The 17,772-nt window shown below is 38.8% G+C and carries 15 protein-coding genes; 4 read left to right on the top strand and 11 right to left on the bottom strand.

Annotated features, from left to right (window positions below; genetic code table 11):
• Positions 1–106: 106 nt before the first annotated feature.
• The 7 genes from I3259_RS06345 to hinT form a co-directional block, all read right to left on the bottom strand.
• Positions 107–1,396, bottom strand: a complete 1,290-nt coding sequence (locus I3259_RS06345) for an NAD(P)/FAD-dependent oxidoreductase (protein WP_238028845.1) — start codon at positions 1,394–1,396, stop codon at positions 107–109.
• 189 nt (positions 1,397–1,585) lie between these two features.
• Positions 1,586–2,125 (bottom strand): alpha/beta hydrolase YcfP, encoded by a 540-nt coding sequence (gene ycfP / locus I3259_RS06340; RefSeq protein ID WP_238028848.1) that lies wholly within the window; start codon positions 2,123–2,125, stop codon positions 1,586–1,588.
• A gap of 150 nt (positions 2,126–2,275) precedes the next feature.
• A complete protein-coding gene (locus I3259_RS06335; protein WP_238028844.1) occupies positions 2,276–3,037 on the bottom strand; it encodes a DUF6279 family lipoprotein in 762 nt (253 codons plus the stop codon).
• A 123-nt stretch (positions 3,038–3,160) separates the two neighbouring features.
• On the bottom strand, positions 3,161–4,078 hold the full coding sequence (locus tag I3259_RS06330) for a phosphotransferase (RefSeq protein WP_238028843.1): 918 nt from the start codon (positions 4,076–4,078) through the stop codon (positions 3,161–3,163).
• Between the two features lie 38 nt (positions 4,079–4,116).
• Positions 4,117–4,707 (bottom strand): penicillin-binding protein activator LpoB, encoded by a 591-nt coding sequence (gene lpoB, locus I3259_RS06325; protein WP_238028842.1) that lies wholly within the window; start codon positions 4,705–4,707, stop codon positions 4,117–4,119.
• 30 nt (positions 4,708–4,737) lie between these two features.
• On the bottom strand, positions 4,738–5,124 hold the full coding sequence (locus I3259_RS06320) for a YcfL family protein (protein ID WP_238028841.1): 387 nt from the start codon (positions 5,122–5,124) through the stop codon (positions 4,738–4,740).
• A 326-nt stretch (positions 5,125–5,450) separates the two neighbouring features.
• Entirely contained in the window at positions 5,451–5,801 is a 351-nt protein-coding gene (gene hinT, locus I3259_RS06315; RefSeq protein ID WP_238028840.1) for a purine nucleoside phosphoramidase, read from the bottom strand.
• A gap of 374 nt (positions 5,802–6,175) precedes the next feature.
• Between hinT and I3259_RS06310 the strand changes: the two genes are divergently transcribed.
• A complete protein-coding gene (locus I3259_RS06310; protein ID WP_238028847.1) occupies positions 6,176–8,143 on the top strand; it encodes a methyl-accepting chemotaxis protein in 1,968 nt (655 codons plus the stop codon).
• A gap of 28 nt (positions 8,144–8,171) precedes the next feature.
• Here the strand turns inward: I3259_RS06310 and I3259_RS06305 are convergent, their stop codons facing one another.
• Complete coding sequence (locus tag I3259_RS06305) at positions 8,172–9,104, bottom strand: DMT family transporter (protein WP_238028839.1); 933 nt, start codon at positions 9,102–9,104, stop codon at positions 8,172–8,174.
• Positions 9,105–9,212: 108 nt separating this feature from the next.
• Here I3259_RS06305 and I3259_RS06300 point away from each other — a divergent pair, with 108 nt between their 5' ends.
• The 3 genes from I3259_RS06300 to pyrC all read left to right on the top strand — a co-directional run bounded on the left by I3259_RS06300 (position 9,213) and on the right by pyrC (position 12,472).
• Positions 9,213–10,154 (top strand): LysR family transcriptional regulator, encoded by a 942-nt coding sequence (locus I3259_RS06300; RefSeq protein ID WP_238028838.1) that lies wholly within the window; start codon positions 9,213–9,215, stop codon positions 10,152–10,154.
• A gap of 209 nt (positions 10,155–10,363) precedes the next feature.
• A complete protein-coding gene (locus I3259_RS06295; RefSeq protein WP_238028837.1) occupies positions 10,364–11,284 on the top strand; it encodes a DMT family transporter in 921 nt (306 codons plus the stop codon).
• A 156-nt stretch (positions 11,285–11,440) separates the two neighbouring features.
• The gene (gene pyrC / locus I3259_RS06290) at positions 11,441–12,472 is read left to right on the top strand and encodes a dihydroorotase (RefSeq protein WP_238028836.1); all 1,032 of its coding nucleotides are present in this window, start codon (positions 11,441–11,443) and stop codon (positions 12,470–12,472) included.
• A gap of 93 nt (positions 12,473–12,565) precedes the next feature.
• Here pyrC and I3259_RS06285 read toward each other — a convergent pair whose 3' ends face one another.
• The 3 genes from I3259_RS06285 to I3259_RS06275 are packed head-to-tail and all read right to left on the bottom strand — an operon-like array spanning position 12,566 to position 17,768.
• On the bottom strand, positions 12,566–15,640 hold the full coding sequence (locus I3259_RS06285; RefSeq protein ID WP_238028835.1) for an efflux RND transporter permease subunit: 3,075 nt from the start codon (positions 15,638–15,640) through the stop codon (positions 12,566–12,568).
• On the bottom strand, positions 15,640–16,734 hold the full coding sequence (locus I3259_RS06280; protein ID WP_238028834.1) for an efflux RND transporter periplasmic adaptor subunit: 1,095 nt from the start codon (positions 16,732–16,734) through the stop codon (positions 15,640–15,642). Before I3259_RS06280 ends, I3259_RS06285 begins: the two co-directional genes overlap by 1 nt.
• Complete coding sequence (locus I3259_RS06275) at positions 16,731–17,768, bottom strand: efflux RND transporter periplasmic adaptor subunit (protein WP_238028833.1); 1,038 nt, start codon at positions 17,766–17,768, stop codon at positions 16,731–16,733. Before I3259_RS06275 ends, I3259_RS06280 begins: the two co-directional genes overlap by 4 nt.
• Between the last annotated feature and the right edge of the window lie 4 nt (positions 17,769–17,772).

Genomic DNA, 17,772 nt, shown 5'->3' with positions numbered 1-17,772 from the left:
TACACATCTATAGGATCGTTCAACTGATCATTTTTGTCTTAACTGATCGGCATTAAGCAAAAATGCTGGCGTTTTTTATGTCACTAATTAAACCACTATCACTAACTTAGTGCAGTTTTAAGCTTGGACGAAGTACACGGTTAATACGGCTTACTAACATAATAAGTCCTGTCTTAAACATGCCATGCAATGCCATTTGGTGCATACGGTATAGTGAGATATACACCATACGTGCTATGCGCCCTTCTACCATCATCGAACCTTTTGATAGGTTACCCATTAGGCTACCAACAGTTGAGAAACGGCTTAGTGATACTAACGAGCCATGATCGCTATACACATACGGTTTCTGTTCACGATCTGTGATTTTCGCAACAATGTTTGAGAAACAACGACTTGCCATTTGGTGTGCCGCTTGCGCACGAGGGGGAACAAATGAACCATCTTCCTGCACACAAGATGCCAAATCACCAATCACATAAATATCATCATCACGGGTCGTTTGTAGCGTTGGTTTAACTACTAACTGATTAATACGGTTCGTTTCAAGCCCTGCAATATCTTTCATGAAATCAGGTGCTTTGATACCGGCAGCCCATACCATGATTTGTGCTGGAATATGATCGCCATCTTTTGTAGTTAAGCCGGTTTCATCGGCCTTAGTGACCATAGTACCAGTACGTACGGTTACACCCAGCTTCGTTAACTCGCTATGCGCCGCTTGAGAAATGCGCGGAGGCAATGCTGGCAAAATACGATCGCCAGCTTCAACAAGGTTAACATTCAAACGTGAACTGTCTAGATCACCGAAGCCGTAGTTATGTAACTCTTGTACTGCATTGTGAAGCTCTGCAGATAATTCAACACCCGTAGCACCCGCACCAACAATGGCAATATCAACTGTCTTTTGCTCTTTGTTGCCATGTAATTTCATGAATTGGTTGTTCATTTCAGTACGGAAACGGTGAGCTTGCTCTGGGCTATCAAGGAAAATACAGTGGTCACGTACACCCGGAGTATTAAAATCATTCGATGTAGAACCAATCGCTAACACAAGAATATCGTATTCTAATGTACGCTCAGGGACTAATAGCTCGTTTTGCTTATCAAATAATGCGGCAAGTGTGATCGTTTTATTTTCACGATCAATGGCTTCTAACGAGCCCATCTGAAAATCAAAATGATGGTTTTTTGCATGTGCACGATAACTGATAGCATCCACACCTGCATCTAATGAACCCGTTGCGACTTCATGTAGTAATGGCTTCCATAAGTGACTTGCACGACGATCCACTAAAGTAACCTCTGCACGGCCTTTACGACCAAGAGTACGTCCAAGCTTTGTCGCAAGCTCTAAACCACCAGCACCGCCTCCAACAACAATAATTCGAGTCAAAATCACTTCCTCTCTAATTTTATAAATTTTAAATCCGACAAATACCTAATTGCATAACAGACTGTTTTGGTTGTTTGTTGAGCACGCAAACTGTTAGGCAAAAAGGAATCTGAAGCCAGTTAAGCCACATATGTGTAGGTAGACGGATCAATGACCCGTCTAAGGTATAGGAGGTAGTATGTTTCGTTATTATTGCGCTTTAAACGCTTTTATTTTTTGTAGATGTTGCGAGATCTTTTTAAACTTATGTGTTTCATTTTCGTCCCACACTATATCATAAAATTGATCTAGCTCATCTTTTGTAGTTTGATTATCTAATACTTCGTCATTAGTTGAAAGTATGCAAAGACAATTACCTGCATTTTTTTTACGAAAATCTTCCACGCATTTCGTCATAATGTCAGTATATTCTTCTGGGCGATCAATTCTTCCTTCCATGTTGTTTTCCGGATGAAGATTTGGGTTAAAAATGACTTGTTTAATGCCACATAAAAAACCAATTCTTTCTGCCCAATAGCCCCCTAGCCCAACACCGCAGATCAGTGGCGTTGTATCTTTGCTCTCATCGACCAACTTATGGACTTCTTTCAGTAAATGCTGCATATCATGCTTTGGATGTTGGGTACTGTAATTTACAAAGCGGATATCAGGATCGATAAATTGTAACTGCAAAACCTTTTCATGATTACCAGGGCTTGTTGAATCAAAGCCATGTAAATAAATAATCATATCAATTCCCTCTCGCTTAAATTTAAAATCATCCATGCCCTTAAAGAGGACGTTATAAATCTACCACTTTATATATGGTTTAACAGGATAATAATGAAAACTATGATCTTCTTTGCAAATTGCCCCACATTTAAGAATGCTTACTCAGGGCTACTTCTCTTGAATTAACACCGCGATATCTTTTCTCAATGACGTTAGCTCACTTTGTAAATGACGTCGCTGTTGTGGGCTTAAACTCGCGTTGAGCTGTTTCATGATGACAAAACGTTGGATTAAATACTCATCAAGTTGATCTTGATAATCCGTATTTTTAAGAGAAATAATATTTTTCACCTGTTGCTCAACACTTGATACAAACTTCGCATGGTTACGCTGTTTTAGTATCGTCGTTAATTGTGACAAGTTATCTATTGCTATGTTTTGAAACATTGTAGATTGCTGTAATTGCAATTGTGCCAAGCTTAATATCAGCTGTTTTTGTTGTTTATTTAAACGTCCAATCCAATCTTGGCTTTTATCTTTAAGTTTATCATAGCGATCTTGCAATCGTTGTTGCGGGCTTTTCGATAACCGTTCTTCCCGTCTCTCTGCCATCTCTTTTTCAATAGCTTGCAAACTCATTGTAATTTGCGAAGTGTTCATTGTTTTAACAACATCAATGATCGGCGACACAAAAACCAGAGCTGATGCTTCGCCTGCTTGCGTAAAACGCTGATGGTAATTGGCGATTTGTTCAGCCGTTAAAGGTTTTTTAAGATCCGTTTGTAAGGCAGAAATCAACTTATGAAATACGGTTAATTGTTGCTGTCGATGCTGTGCAAGTGCAGTTTCAAGACCTTGCTCTAACTCACCCTGTTGTTGAGAGTCCAAATCAAGATAATCTGATAAGTAATAATCAATCCAGAAATCCAATGAATTGTATACCAATTTAAATGTGCAACCAGATAACATCACACAAATAAAGATTATGCTTATCGTTCTTTTCAACATCAGTACATCTCCTTGTACAAACGTTTCACACTTAATATAACGTCTCTATGTAGCCATTTGTTTTAGCTTGAGCTCTAATTGTTTAGCTTGCCGTAAATATTCATCATCATGCCAAACTTGATAACCCACCAAATACCACAGTAATGCTAGGTACTCACACCAAGGTTGCCAGTAATTTACCGCCTCTAACCACTTTAATACCTCAGTAGATACCAAAGTAATATCAGACTCCTCTCTTGCCAAACAATAATCTTGCACCGCTTTTTCAGGGCTAAGTGCATTGGCTAATATTGTCATAGTTAAATCAAAAGAAGGATCGCCAGCACTGGCATACTCCCAATCAATGACTTTGGCATTATCTAAAGCAAAATGAGACTCTCTACCACGATTTTGAACAATAATATTGTAACGCCCTAAATCAAAATGACAGCAGGTATCAGGAAAGTAATTACTAATCTTTTGCTTATCAAAATAGTGATAAATAGACATTAATTGTTTTGATTTTAAATCATCAGGAATCGTTTGCCAGTAATGTTCAATACGTTGTTTGATATCTAAACGATGGGTAGGAAGCGGTAATGCATGAATGCGGGCCTGAAGTTGACAAAGTTGCTGATCAGTAAACCGCTGATCGGCTTGTTCACCTTCGAGCCAATCTACAATTAATACTTGGTCATTATTGTTTGAATTAGTGTCTAACAATGCATACGGTTTTGGCGCTAATTCAGAATCTTCAACGATGCGTAATAACTGATACTCGAGCGTTCGATTTACCCCAAAGACTTGAGTGATGGTTGTCAGTGGTCGCCAAACATAATGAGCAGATTGCTTCTTGGACGGATGATAAAGGGATAATTTCCAACAGCGATTTGTTAAACCACCAGCCAATGGGCTCGCTGTTAGAAATTCTGTATCTGGCAACAAAGACAGTAATGTCGGATCAAAAAGCTCGTTATCTTTCATTATAATTTCAACATTGTTACCAGATTATTTAAGCTAAATTACCAACCTTGAGAGTTTGATTCACTTTTAGGTGCTAACCCTGAATCAGTCCACTCAATTGAACCTGAGTTTGTATCCATTAAGCGCATTGTCATTTTATAGAAAGGGACATTTTGTCCATTTTGACGCTTGTTTGTATTGGTTAAATTGCCATAAAGCATATATTGTGCACCGGTCATTTTAGCAAATTGAATCGCCGTTCCTTGATTCACAAAACGATCATTTTCACTAAAATTCATTTGCTTACGCACCGCATCAACACGAGACTTAGCGACTAAATTGAATTTACCAGAACGTGAAATTTTAGACTTAATCGTGTTAGTCATCGACGCTGTATCAACATGCTCACTGGTATTATTTTGAATATTATTAACAATAACAATTGGATGTTGACCGCCAGCTGTAATTGAAGACACAGCCGGTGATGACAACATCTTTGTTGTTAATTTCGATGCTGTATTATCAAGATCATTAGAGCCAAAATTTACCGACGGAGTATCTGGTAAATGCGAATTCACATAATCGACAGTTTGGGCACAACCACCTAATAACGAAGATGCCGCTAATAATGCAAGAACGCTTTTTTTCATTGTTTTACCTTAACAATATTTTATATTAAATCAGTATGCTGCTCGGCGAACGTAAATACGATATTGGGTGGCTTCAGCTTTATCCGCTACCCCTTGTAAAATCACTTTATCGTTACCAGCCAAAGCAAATGAATGCCACGGGGCATCACTACCACTGATCTCTAAACCTTGCTCATCATACCAATAAAAACGGTATTGCAAATTCAGATCTGTGTTAACTTTATTCACTGCCTCAACAGAAGCTTTCATTAAACCATTAACTTTTGTTATATGAGCTTCTTTAAAAACTAAGCTACGTGCTAGAACAGCGTTACCAATAACGACATTTTGATTACTGTTTTCAATACTAATACCAGTATGAACACTGCTACACCCAGTGATCATTAATGCTAACAATAATGCCATTACATACTTCATTACATGTCTCCTAAGTAGCGCGACAATCAAAAATACCGAGAAACATTATAAAAATTCAACTTTGATTGTGCGTTCCACTATTACTCCCAAGTTCTGACTAACGTATATAAACATCAGTATTTACTATCAAATAACAACGCGGAAAATTTAATATTAGTAAGCGACTATTACCAATGACGTTATTGATAAGCTGCAAACATAAACAATGAATTGTAATAAAAAAGCCTGAATATCATATATTCAATAAGAAGAATTAGGATACTCAAGCTTTTAGTCTCTTAGCGGATAATTATCATCCATTACATAACGTTAGTAACACGCTACGATTAGCCAACTAGCATTGGCCCTAAAGGACGTCCGCCTAATAGGTGCATATGAATATGGTAAACTTCTTGTCCACCATAAGGGTTACAATTAACGATCAAACGGTAGCCATCTTCCGCTACACCTTCTTTTTCTGCTAATTGACGTGCAACCGTAAACATACGCCCCATCATCAACTCATCATCTGCTTCCACATCATTGACTGTTGGAATCAATTTATTGGGAATAATTAAGATATGGCTTGGTGCACGAGGATTGATATCACGAAATGCTGTGACTAAATCATCTTGATACAAAATATCAGCTGGAATTTCTTTACGAATAATTTTACTGAAGATAGTTTCTTCCGCCATTTCTGACTCCATCAACTCATTGTTATTTGTTTAGTTAGTGAGTATGCGTCAGTCAACTCTATTGCGCAATATTGAACGTTGTTTTAAAGATTTAATAGAGAAAAAATTTCACGTTTACGTGTTTTTTTGATGCAGCGATCAAACAATTGAAGCCTAAATAAATTTATCTATCAAGACTCAAGCAGAAGTGACGATAGTATAGGCTAGAGTTAATTTGATAATTCTATTCGCAAATTTAGCATTGATTGCGAAAAGTATTACTCCATTATCAAATTAAATTTATGACTAATAGGTCAGCATTATGATGACACTGACCCTTTGCTAAATATAGGGATATTATGAAGAAATCTAACCAAACTTCAGTCATACGTCGTATGTACTCAGGTTTTGTGGTTATGGTTGCATTGTTTGTTTTAACTATCGTGCTAATGCTTGATGGAACAAACCGTATCCATAGCCAGTTAACAACAGTGACAACAGACGCACTTCCTTTAGTCTCTATATCAAATAAAGTCAGTGTTAAACTTCTTGCGGCAGACAAAACTTTCAAAGACTTTTTAACCAGTCAAGATCCAGCAGCAATGAAAACCTATGAGGCCGACTTCCGCACAGCAACGAGAGACTTTGCCTCTGCCCGTAAAGAGCTTGTCGCCATTGCTGAAAGTAACCCAGAATTAACCTCTTATATTAAAGCGCTAACAGAATTAGAGCAGCGTTATTTCAGCGAAGCTCAAACCGCGATGGATAATTATCGAGCACAAATGTTAGCCGGTGATGAGCGCCAACAATCAGCACGACGCTTCCAACGTTTGCAAGCTGAACTTAGCATTGGTATGAAAGAGTACATTAACGAACAAGATAATATGGCTGTTAAAATGATGGCTAAAAATTTCTTTGTGAAATTAAAAGAAACAGAAACCATTACTTCTGACGCGCTAGCGACTGACGATATCAGTAAGATTCAAGCAGCAATGAAGGCAAATAAACGTAGTGTTAACCACCTTGCCAATGCATTTCGCAGCTTAACAACCCTACTGTCAGGCTTAAAAGAAGCATTCGATAAATCTGTTAATCAATATACGCTAGATATTGGTAAAAAAGGTGGCGTACTTGATCAACACTATGAATATATTGAAGCAAAAACACGCCTTTATAATAACATTGCAACCTTAACTAAAGAAGTTAACCAAGCTATATCAATTCTTGAGCAATTTAATCAGCAAGCGACCAATCAAATGGATCAAGCGATTGAAACGGCTGATAACACTTACAACCAAGGCCTAACCAAAGCTATCGGTATTGCGATCGTGGTTATTTTATTAGCAATTTCTATAGGTTGGTATTTAGCACGAAGTGTACGTCGTCCACTGGTTTCTATGCTTAAAACACTTGAATCATTAACTGATGGCGATATGACACAGCGTACAGAAAGCAGCCAGTTTATTGAGTTTAATAAATTGAGTCATCACATCAATACGTTAGCTGGTAACCTTCAACAAATTTTAAGCCAGTTAAGCCAAGCATCAGAAGATCTCACACAAGTTGCAGCCGAAAACCAAAGTACAACAGCACAGGCAAAACAGCGATTAAATGAGCAGCGAGAGCAAACCGTTTCTGTGGCAACAGCAATGACAGAAATGGAGCACTCAGTTACCGATGTATCGCAAAGTGCGCAAAATACTATGGAACGTGTCCATGAAGTCGAACGAGCATCAGCAACAGGTCGTGAAGTGATGAGTAAAAACATCAATATTGCCCATCAGCTTTCAACTCGCTTAGATGACTCTGTAACTGCCGTTGCTGATCTTCAACAAATGAGCAGTAATATTGGCTCTATTTTGGATGTTATTCGTAATATTGCCGACCAAACTAACCTACTTGCACTCAATGCCGCCATTGAAGCTGCTCGCGCTGGTGATCAAGGGAGAGGCTTTGCTGTCGTTGCAGATGAAGTACGTGTGCTTGCTAAACGTACTACCGATTCGACTTCTGAGATTGAAGCGATGATCCAAAACCTTCAAGGAAGTTCAGGCCAAGCAATGGAGATGATGCAAAGCTGTGTGACGGAAATGGATAATAGTATTAATCAAGCATCAGATGCCAATAGTGCAATGGAAGAGATTCAAGCGATTATCATTGAAATTAGTCAGATGAGTAGTCAAATTGCACAGTCAGCGGAAGAGCAGCGTACAACAACAGCCGACATTGCTCGCAGTTTAGAAGATATTAGCCACATTGCTGATACTAATTACAATGCAATGGAAGAAATGGCGGAAGCCAGTACCATGTTAGACAGCTTAGCCACTGAGCAAAATAAATTAGTTCATAAATTTAAACTGTAACTATAGCTAAGCAAACAAATGGAGCCGATCAGTAGATCGGCTTGTTTGTTTTAGTGAAAAATTTAAATTTCGGTCTAACTGAAATAAACATTGCAGCCAATACAATCATTCCCGCCCCTACCCATTGAAGCTGTTCAAATTGTTCACCTAACCACCAATGTGCAAACAATCCCCCAAATACAGGCTCTAATCCCAATAAAAAAGAGACTTGGGTTGGACTTGTATGCTTCACCCCATAGTTTTGAAAGTAAAAAGCAAACAAGGTACAAAAAATAACAAGGTAGCTAATATACAACCAGAACTCTGGTGCACTTGGTATGATGAATTGCTCTGAAGGTACCGTAAAAATCAATAAGGTAATACAAACAGCGGTTACCACTGATAATTGGATAAATGTCGCGACCAAAGGATCACAATGTTGTTTATTCATTTTCTTTTTAGTTGTCACAACAAAAGCTGCACGCCCCAACGCAGCAATCAAAATTAAAATATTACCAATATTGAACGTGACTGTATTGAGGTTATCCCCAACTAATAACCACACACCGGTAAGCGCAATACATCCCGCAAATAAATCTGCAATAGCAAGCTTATGGCGATTAAACAATGCATCAACAACAGGAGTAAAAATAATAAAAAGACTAATAAGAAAAGCAGCATTAGAAGCTGTTGTGTGTTTCAAACCATAGCTTTCAGCTAAATAAATAATACTTAAAATCCCCCCTGTAGGCGCTAATTGTCGCCAAACTTGTCTATTTAGCTTTTTGACTACTAAGGGAAATATTACTAAAAGTGTGCAACAGAAACGAATAACCAAAAACATCAATACACCAGTGTAGAGCATAGACTCTTTTGCAACACCAAAACTGGTCCCCCAAAATACTGCAGCAGCTAATACGCCTATTGTTGCTATTAACGATGTATTCAAAAATACGCTTCTATTCTGTTCGACCTGTTCCATTTACACATCCTTTCTTACACTGATTTAGTCACTTTTCTTGTAAGAATGAATGGTATATGTTTGACTTGATATTGATAATACCTCCAATAAGCAAAGGATTTGTGACTCATGGACAAGAATAAAATTATTCAGTTACTGCCTGATATCGCCGCATTTGTTACTGTTGTGGAATCAAAAACTTTCAGTGCTGCCGCTAAAAAATTAGGTGTAACCCCATCGGGTATTAGCCGTCAGCTCAGTCGATTAGAAAAAGAGTTAAACGTCCAACTGATTAAACGTAGCACTCGTAATCAAACTATTACTGCGGCGGGGCTTGAAGTCTACCAATATGGCAAGAATATTCTGCATAACGCTCAAGAGGTAATTAACCTTTCAGGGCAACAAGCTCAACGCGTTGATGGGCAATTAACGATCTCAGCACCAAAAGCATTTTGTCGTCAGGTTCTACAACCTATGCTATTAGCGTTTGTGGAAAAATACCCTAAAATTAAACTAAAAATCCAAGTCACAGATAAACCTATTGATCCTATTTATCATGATGTTGATATTGTGTTTGCTCTGACCAATAATCCGCAAAATAACTTGGTGGCAAAAAAGCTAGCTACAAACCAAATGGTATTATGCGCAACACCACACTATTTATCGGCTAAAGGGACTCCGACTCACCCACAGCAATTGCTATCACACGACTGTATTTATTTGGGTGAAACCATAACGGATAACCAGTGGCGATTTAAATCGAATAATGAACAAGTAACAGTAACGGTAAATGGTCGTTATGTTGCAAATCATACAGAAATGCGTTTAGAGGCTGCTTTACAAAATTTAGGGATAGCGGTATTACCCGTTTTCGTCGCCAAGAAATCCTTACAATCAGGAGTCTTAACATCCGTACTTTCTGACTGGAGTATTCTTGATAACTATCAAGGAGAAGTCTTTATGCAATACCTGCCTAACCTCAATATGCCTTATCGCCAACGAGTCTTTCTTGATTTTATCAGCGAGCAATTTACCCATTTATCATGTATGACTATAGATACAGTCAATTAATTGCTTGCAAGCAATTGTTTTCTCACGTAAGTTGAAATTAAGACTTTAAAAGCAGGCTAATTATGTATTTTTCAATAACTTCTACTTGGCTCCTCAATGTGCTACTGCCACTCGGCCGGTAGTGCTTTGCTATCTGGCTGTGAGTAATGCTCAGCCAGTAACTTAACGCATTTCTCGCAGCTTTTTTCTAACTTCATGCGAGAATATCAATGACACAATCTTCCAATAATCATTCTATTAGTAATCACAAGTCCGATATCAATAAAGGGATCATTTTAGCCCTTATCGGTACCGTACTATTTTCAATCAAACCAATATTTATCAAATTAGCTTATCAATACGGTGGCGATGCGATATCAATTATGTCGTTACGTGCTTTTAGCTCATTGCCTATCTACATAATTATGATGTTATGGTTACTGCGCCAACCACAACATAGATATAGTTTTAAACGTTATGGTTTATCTGCAAGTGCTATCGGTATTTTAGGTTATTACTTCGCTTCTTACTTAGATATTGCCTCTATGGCTTTTATCAGCGCACAATTAGAACGTTTATTAATCTTTTTATTCCCAAGTTTCGTCGTGCTGATAAGCTGGATCGTATTAAAGCAAAAACCAGAACAAGGTACATTTAAAGCAATTGGCTTAGGTTATACAGGTGTGGCATTAATTGTCTTTCATGATATGAGTAACATTGGCAACAACATTTTGCTAGGTAGTGGATTAGCTATAGCCTCTGCCTTTATTTTTGCTTGTTATCTAATTATGAGCAAAAAGTTAATTACCCAAATGGGTAGCCAATTATTCACCTGCATTGGCATGGGATCCGCAGGGATCGTTATTCTATTGCAAGGACAATGGGAAGGACTAAGCATGATCTCGCTTGATCCTTCATTGGTGATAATAGGGATAGTGTTAGGCATTTTCTGTACCGTATTACCGTCTTTTTTTATTGCTGCTGCAATGCAAAAACTTACACCATCACAACTAAGCCTAACCAGTAATATAGGTCCAGCTATCACCGCAATCTTTGCAATCAGTATATTGAATGAGCCCTTCACGGCTTTTCATGCTGTTGGTATGGTTTTCGTTGTATATTCAGTGATAAGTATGAAAAAAAGAAAGTAAGGATACACAAACTCTAACAAAAGTTTTGTGATCGAATACTCTTTTGGCAAACGATTGCCTTTTAATTAAACAATCAAACCGATTGTTTAATTAATGACCTTTACTTAGCTCACCGATACTTTTAGAATCGGGCAAATTTTTTGGTAGGGAAACAAAATGACAACATTAACGATTACTCGTCCTGATGATTGGCACACACATTTACGTGATGGTGATGTATTAAAAGATACAGTAAGAGATATTAGCCGTTACATGGGCCGTGCGATTATCATGCCTAATTTGATCCCTCCTGTTACTGATACAGAATCTGCTTTAGCTTACCGTGACCGCATTCTTGATGCTCAACCAAAATCAACGTTCTCTCCGCTTATGGTTATCTACCTGACAGATAACACATCACCTGAAGAAATTAAAAAAGCCAAAGCATCTGGTCATGTATACGCCGCTAAGCTATATCCTGCAGGTGCAACGACTAATTCAGATTCAGGTGTTACTTCAATTGATAACATCCGCCCAGCATTAGTGGCGATGCAAGAAGTCGGTATGCCACTTCTTATTCATGGAGAAGTCACACATAACCATGTTGATATTTTCGACCGTGAAAAAGCCTTCCTAGAAACGGTACTTGGCCCTATCGTTGAAGAGTTCTCATCTTTGAAAATTGTACTTGAACACATCACGACTGCAGATGCCGTGAAGTTTGTTCAAAATACAGGCGACAATGTAGCAGCAACGATTACTGCACACCATTTAATGTTTAACCGCAACCATATGTTAGCCGGTGGTATTCGCCCACACTTCTACTGCTTACCTATCTTAAAACGTAATACACACCAACAAGCATTAGTTGATGCAGCAACTAGCGGTAGTAAGAAGTTTTTCTTAGGCACAGATAGCGCACCACATGCAAAAGGAATGAAAGAAGCTGCGTGTGGTTGTGCTGGCTCTTACACTGCTCACGCAGCTATCGAGCTATATGCGGAAGTCTTTGAACAAGCGAATGCACTCGATAAATTAGAAGGTTTTGCTAGTTTAAATGGCCCTGATTTTTACGGTTTACCGCGTAATACAGATACCATTACACTGGTTAAAGAGTCATGGAAAGTAGCAGAAGAAATGCAGTTTGGTAACAACACAGTTGTACCTATTAAAGCAGGTGAAACTATTAGTTGGAAAGTGAATATTTAATCGTTGAACTTTCATTAAGCACTAAATAGTGTATTAAAAGAAAGGCTTCCAAATCGGAAGCCTTTTTTATTTTTGGGGGAGTTTAATGCACCATTAGGCGGTTTGTTGTGTCGGCACTTTCAGCTTATGGAATAAACGATACAGTACAGGTACAACTATCAAGGTAAGTACTGTTGCAAAGCTCAAGCCGAACATAATCGTAACAGCCATTGGCTTGAAGAAAACATCAGGTAGTAAAGGTAGCATCCCTAAAACGGTCGTTATCGCTGCCATACAAACAGGTCGTACGCGACTTACCGCAGCATCTACTACCGCTTGATATTTTTCTTTACCACTAGCGATCTCAATTTCAATTTGATCTAACAAAACAATACCATTTTTTACCAACATCCCTGATAGACTCAAAAAGCCCAGTAAGGCCATAAAACCAAACGGTGTATTCAGTAACAGTAGCCCTACCGTTACTCCTATAATGGCCAGTGGCACCGTCGCCCATACAATCAGTGCTTCTTTAACTTTATTAAAGAGAATAACTGTAATTAAAAACATCGCTAAATATCCCATCGGCATCGTTTGGAATAATGATGCTTGAGCATCCGCCGAAGATTCATACTCACCACCCCATTCAAGACTATAACCTTCAGGCAGATCAATCGCATCAATTGCAGGCATAATACGTTTTTGTACCGATGCGGCCGTTTCATCGCCAATAGGATCGGGATCAGCCATTACAGTTAATACGCGTTTACGGTTTTTACGAACAACGAGCGGATCTTCCCATCGCACATTTACACCTAATACCACTTGTTGTAATGGGATATATCCTTGAATGGCAGGGCTCCAAATTTTCATGCCTTCAATGGTACTAATATCAACACGCTCTTCTTCAGGTAAACGTGCTACGATTGGCATTAAATTTGTTCCTTCGCGATACAAGCCAATATTAATTCCCGAAAATGCCATTTGCAGTAATTCATCAACGTCTTTTTTGGTAATACCATAACGTCTTGCTTGGCTTTCGTTAAACACAGGTTCAATCACTTTGGTTCGCTCACGCCAATCATGACGAATATTAAATGCCCCAGGATCTAAGTTCATTACATCAACCACTTGTGAAGCGATACCGCGGAGGATCGTTGGATCTGAACCAACAATACGAGCCTCAATTTTAGAGCCAGAAGATGGACCAAGCATAATAAGCTTTGCTTTATATTCAATTTCAGGATGCTGTTCATCTAATTGTTTTCTAAATTTCTCTAACACTGGCCTCACATTTTCAAAAGTATCCACACGAACGATTAATTCACCATAAGCGGCATAACTTTTCTCTGGCGCATATGTCAGCATAAAACGCTGCGAACCTTTACCTGCACTTGAACTTACATATTCAACGCCTTCTTCAGCTCTCACCACTTTTTCTAATTGTTTTAAGGTCTCGTTTGTTGCACGGATATCAGTGCCTTCTGGTAACCAAACATCAACCATAAACATCGGCGTCGTTGATGATGGAAAGAACGATTGTTTCAGTAATGTAAAGCCATATAGGCTTCCGCCAAGCATCAAGATCAACGTGATCACAGTTAACCATGCACGGCGCATACAAAACTCTAATGTTTTACGATAAACGGTAAAGAAAATACCGCCATATGGATCCTTTTGATCCTCAGACGGATCAACTTTTACATTTTTAAAGAAAAGATCAGCAAAAAACGGCGTTAGTGAAATAGCCGTAAACCAACTGAGCATTAAAGAAATCAGTAAGACTGTAAATAAAGTTCCACAATATTCCCCTGTTGAGTCTTCTGATAACCCAATCGGAGCAAAGGCCATGACTGCAATCACTGTTGCACCCAATAATGGCCATTTTGTTTGTGTGACGATATCCGATGCAGCTTGCATTCGGGTTCGCCCCTTTTGCATCCCGATGAGTACCCCTTCGACAACAACGATGGCGTTGTCTACCAGCATACCTAACGCAATCACTAATGCACCCAATGATATTCGCTGTAGATCAATTGCCAGCCACTTCATAAACACAAAAGTGCCAAGTACCGTTAATAGCAAAATAAGGCCAATAAGCAGACCTGAACGCAGCCCCATAAAAAACAGTAGAACAATAATAACAATCGCTACTGCTTGACCTAAACTAACAACGAAACCGCTCACTGATTTATCAACTTCTATCGGTTGGCTGTACACCTCATCGATATCAATGCCAACTGGTTGTTGTTCTTTTAGCTCAGCCAATCGCTGCATAACTCGTTGACCAACTTCAACAACGTTAACACCTTCAATAAAAGAGACCCCAACATTAAGCGCTTGATGACCATTGAAGCTGACTAAATTATCAGGAATTTCTTTAAAACCTTTTTTAATGTCAGCCACATCGCGTAAGTAAATCAGTCCATTAGCGCCTTTTTCAGTGATAATTAAATCACCTAGTTCATCGACATTCTTAAACTCACCCGTTGGATGAACGCGTACATATTCATCACCGATACGAACAGCGCCTGCACTTGTGACTAAATTTTGAGTCGCTAAAATGTTATAAATTGTATCTAATGAAATCCCTAAACTGCTTAAGCGCTGCATTGATATTTCAATAAATACTTGCTCTTGCTGATCACCTGTAACAGATACTTTTCCAACACCGCCGACTAATTCTATTTCACGACGTAGATAATCAACGTAATCACTCAACTCTTTATAGCTATAACCATCACCGGTGATTGCCAATAAAATACCGAACACATCACCAAAATCATCAATCACTTTGGGTTTGGCTACGCCCGGTGGTAAGTTCGACGAAATATCATTCACTTTACGGCGTAACTCATCCCAAATTTGCGGTAAATCATCAGGCCCATAATTGTTTTTCATGGTAACCGTAATTTGAGATAACCCTCGGCTAGACAAAGAATTGACTTCATCAACATAAGTCAGTTGCTGAATCGCTTTTTCTATCGGATAAGTGACCTCTTCCTCTACTTGCTGTGGCGTTGCACCAGGATAAGCGGTAACCACCATCGCATCTTTAATCGTAAAAGCAGGATCTTCTAACTGTCCAAGACCAAAGAAAGACACGGTGCCACCTATTAAAAATATCAGTGTTAGCATCCAGCTAATCACTTTATTTTTAATAAAATAAGTCGCGATATCTTGTTTCATTACTGTGTACCCTCCTTAGTAAATACCACCACTTTTTGTCCTTCTCTTAAGCGGTTAACACCTGTGACAACCACCAGCTCTCCTTGTTTTACACCAGATTTTAATCGCACACCTTCTGGCACAACTTTATCCGTTACAACGAGTCGTTTCGACACCGTATATTCTGGCGTAAGTATCCAAACATATTTATGAGATGCCGCGATATCATCACCATCTAAATTAAATAAGGCTTCTAATGGCACGATTTGTTGCCCTACTTTATAGACTTGTAACTTCTGAGCATCAGCTTCAACTTCAACCGACATACCTTCCAAAATAAACTGCTCTTTAGGCATTGGCATGGTTAATGTCACAAGGAATGAACCTGATTCAGGATCCGGCTCTGTAGTAAATTCTTTTAATGTCACCGCATATTTAACGCCATTAGGCAAAATAGCTTTAGCAGTAGAACGTTGGCCTTTATCAACATCCAAGATACTTTGCTTGGAATAAATCATATCAGGCGCTTGGATCTCGATATCAACAGAATCAGTGCTATGAATATTCATAATCTGCTGACCTACTTTGATATTTTCAAATTGTTCAACGGGAATAGTTGAAATCACACCACTAAATGGGGCTTTAAGCGTTGTAAAACTTAATTTTAATTGGGCTAAATCAAGATTGGCTTGAGCAATACTACGCTTGGCTTTTAATTCATCAAATTGAGACTGAGGTAAATAACCATTTTTTAATAATGTTGCTGAGCGACGATATTGGCTATTAATAACATTGTATTTAGCTTGAGCATCATCCACTTCTAATGTGTAATCACGTGGATCTAATCGCGCTAATACCTGCCCTTTTTTAACGGTATCTCCTGAACGTACTAATATTTGTGTAATTTCCCCGGCAATACGAAACGATAAAACAGATTTATCAGCGGCAGATGCCACAGCAGGAAACGTTAATTTGGGTGATTGTTTACCGGATTGTACCTGCTGTACTTTTACTAGCGGTGGATCTTCTCGTGGTTCAACCGCTGGTTTTTCACAACCTTGAAGTAGCCATACAGTACAGATTACTAATGTTAATAAACGATAACGCTTGATCATAATCCACGCTCCTTGATCCATGAGCGGACCTTCTGACCAGCTTGCAATTCAGATACCCCTGATGTCGCTATAACATCTCCGTCATCTAATCCTGAGATTACACGGTTATTGTTATCCAATGTGACTTCAATTCTTTCAACTTGCTGCTTATCATCAACACGCCATACAAAGTGTTTATTACCTTCAGTAACGATCGCTCGAACAGGTATTGCCCCTGCTTTTCCTTGTGGCAGAACAATTGTCACGCTACCAGACATGCCTGGCATAATATTGCTCCCCTCAGGACGAGCCATTGATAGTGTGACCTTATAACTGGATGTTTTGCTGTCTGGCTCGGTATCAATTTCTTTAAATTGTGCGGGAAAAGTCTGATTAGCTAAGGCATCAAAAGCAACGGTAGGGTTAATATTTTCGGCATGACCTTGAAAGCGTGCTAAAAGATAATCGGGAAGCTGAAATACCATATTGATTAATTTAGCACTTTGAATATGCATTACAGGCTGTTTAGCATTGATATATTCATAGTTTTCAACCATGGATAAAGAAAGGTGTCCATCATAAGGTGCGATAAGCTTGGCATAACTTAAATTTGATTTCGCTTTATCTAATGCCGCTTTGGCCTGTTTCAAATTGGCTTTAGAAGTATCATAATCAAGTTCTGATACCACATTTTTTTTACGTAATTTTTTATCGCGATTAAATTGTACATTTGCTAAATCATATTGTGCTTGCGCCTGCTTCACTAACAATGATAATTCATCACTATTTAGTGTCGCGAGTACTTGTCCCTTCGTTACAAATTGACCAGGGTGTGCGTCAACACTGGCAAGTTGGCCCGAAACACGAAAGGCTAATACCGCTTTGTCTCCAGCTTCTACAATTGCTGGAAATGCGCGTTGTGATTCATTATTACCAACCGATACTGATTGTAATTTTACGGGGCGAGATCCAGGCTCTGCAATCGCTGGTTGATCATCCTTGCAACCAATTAATGCTAAGCATGTAAACAATGCCGCAAAAAAGCGATATCTCATACTA

Source organism: Photobacterium sp. Ph5 (assembly GCF_022129445.1).
Taxonomy (GTDB): Bacteria; Pseudomonadota; Gammaproteobacteria; order Enterobacterales; family Vibrionaceae; genus Photobacterium.
This window is presented reverse-complemented; position numbering and strand designations above follow the sequence as displayed.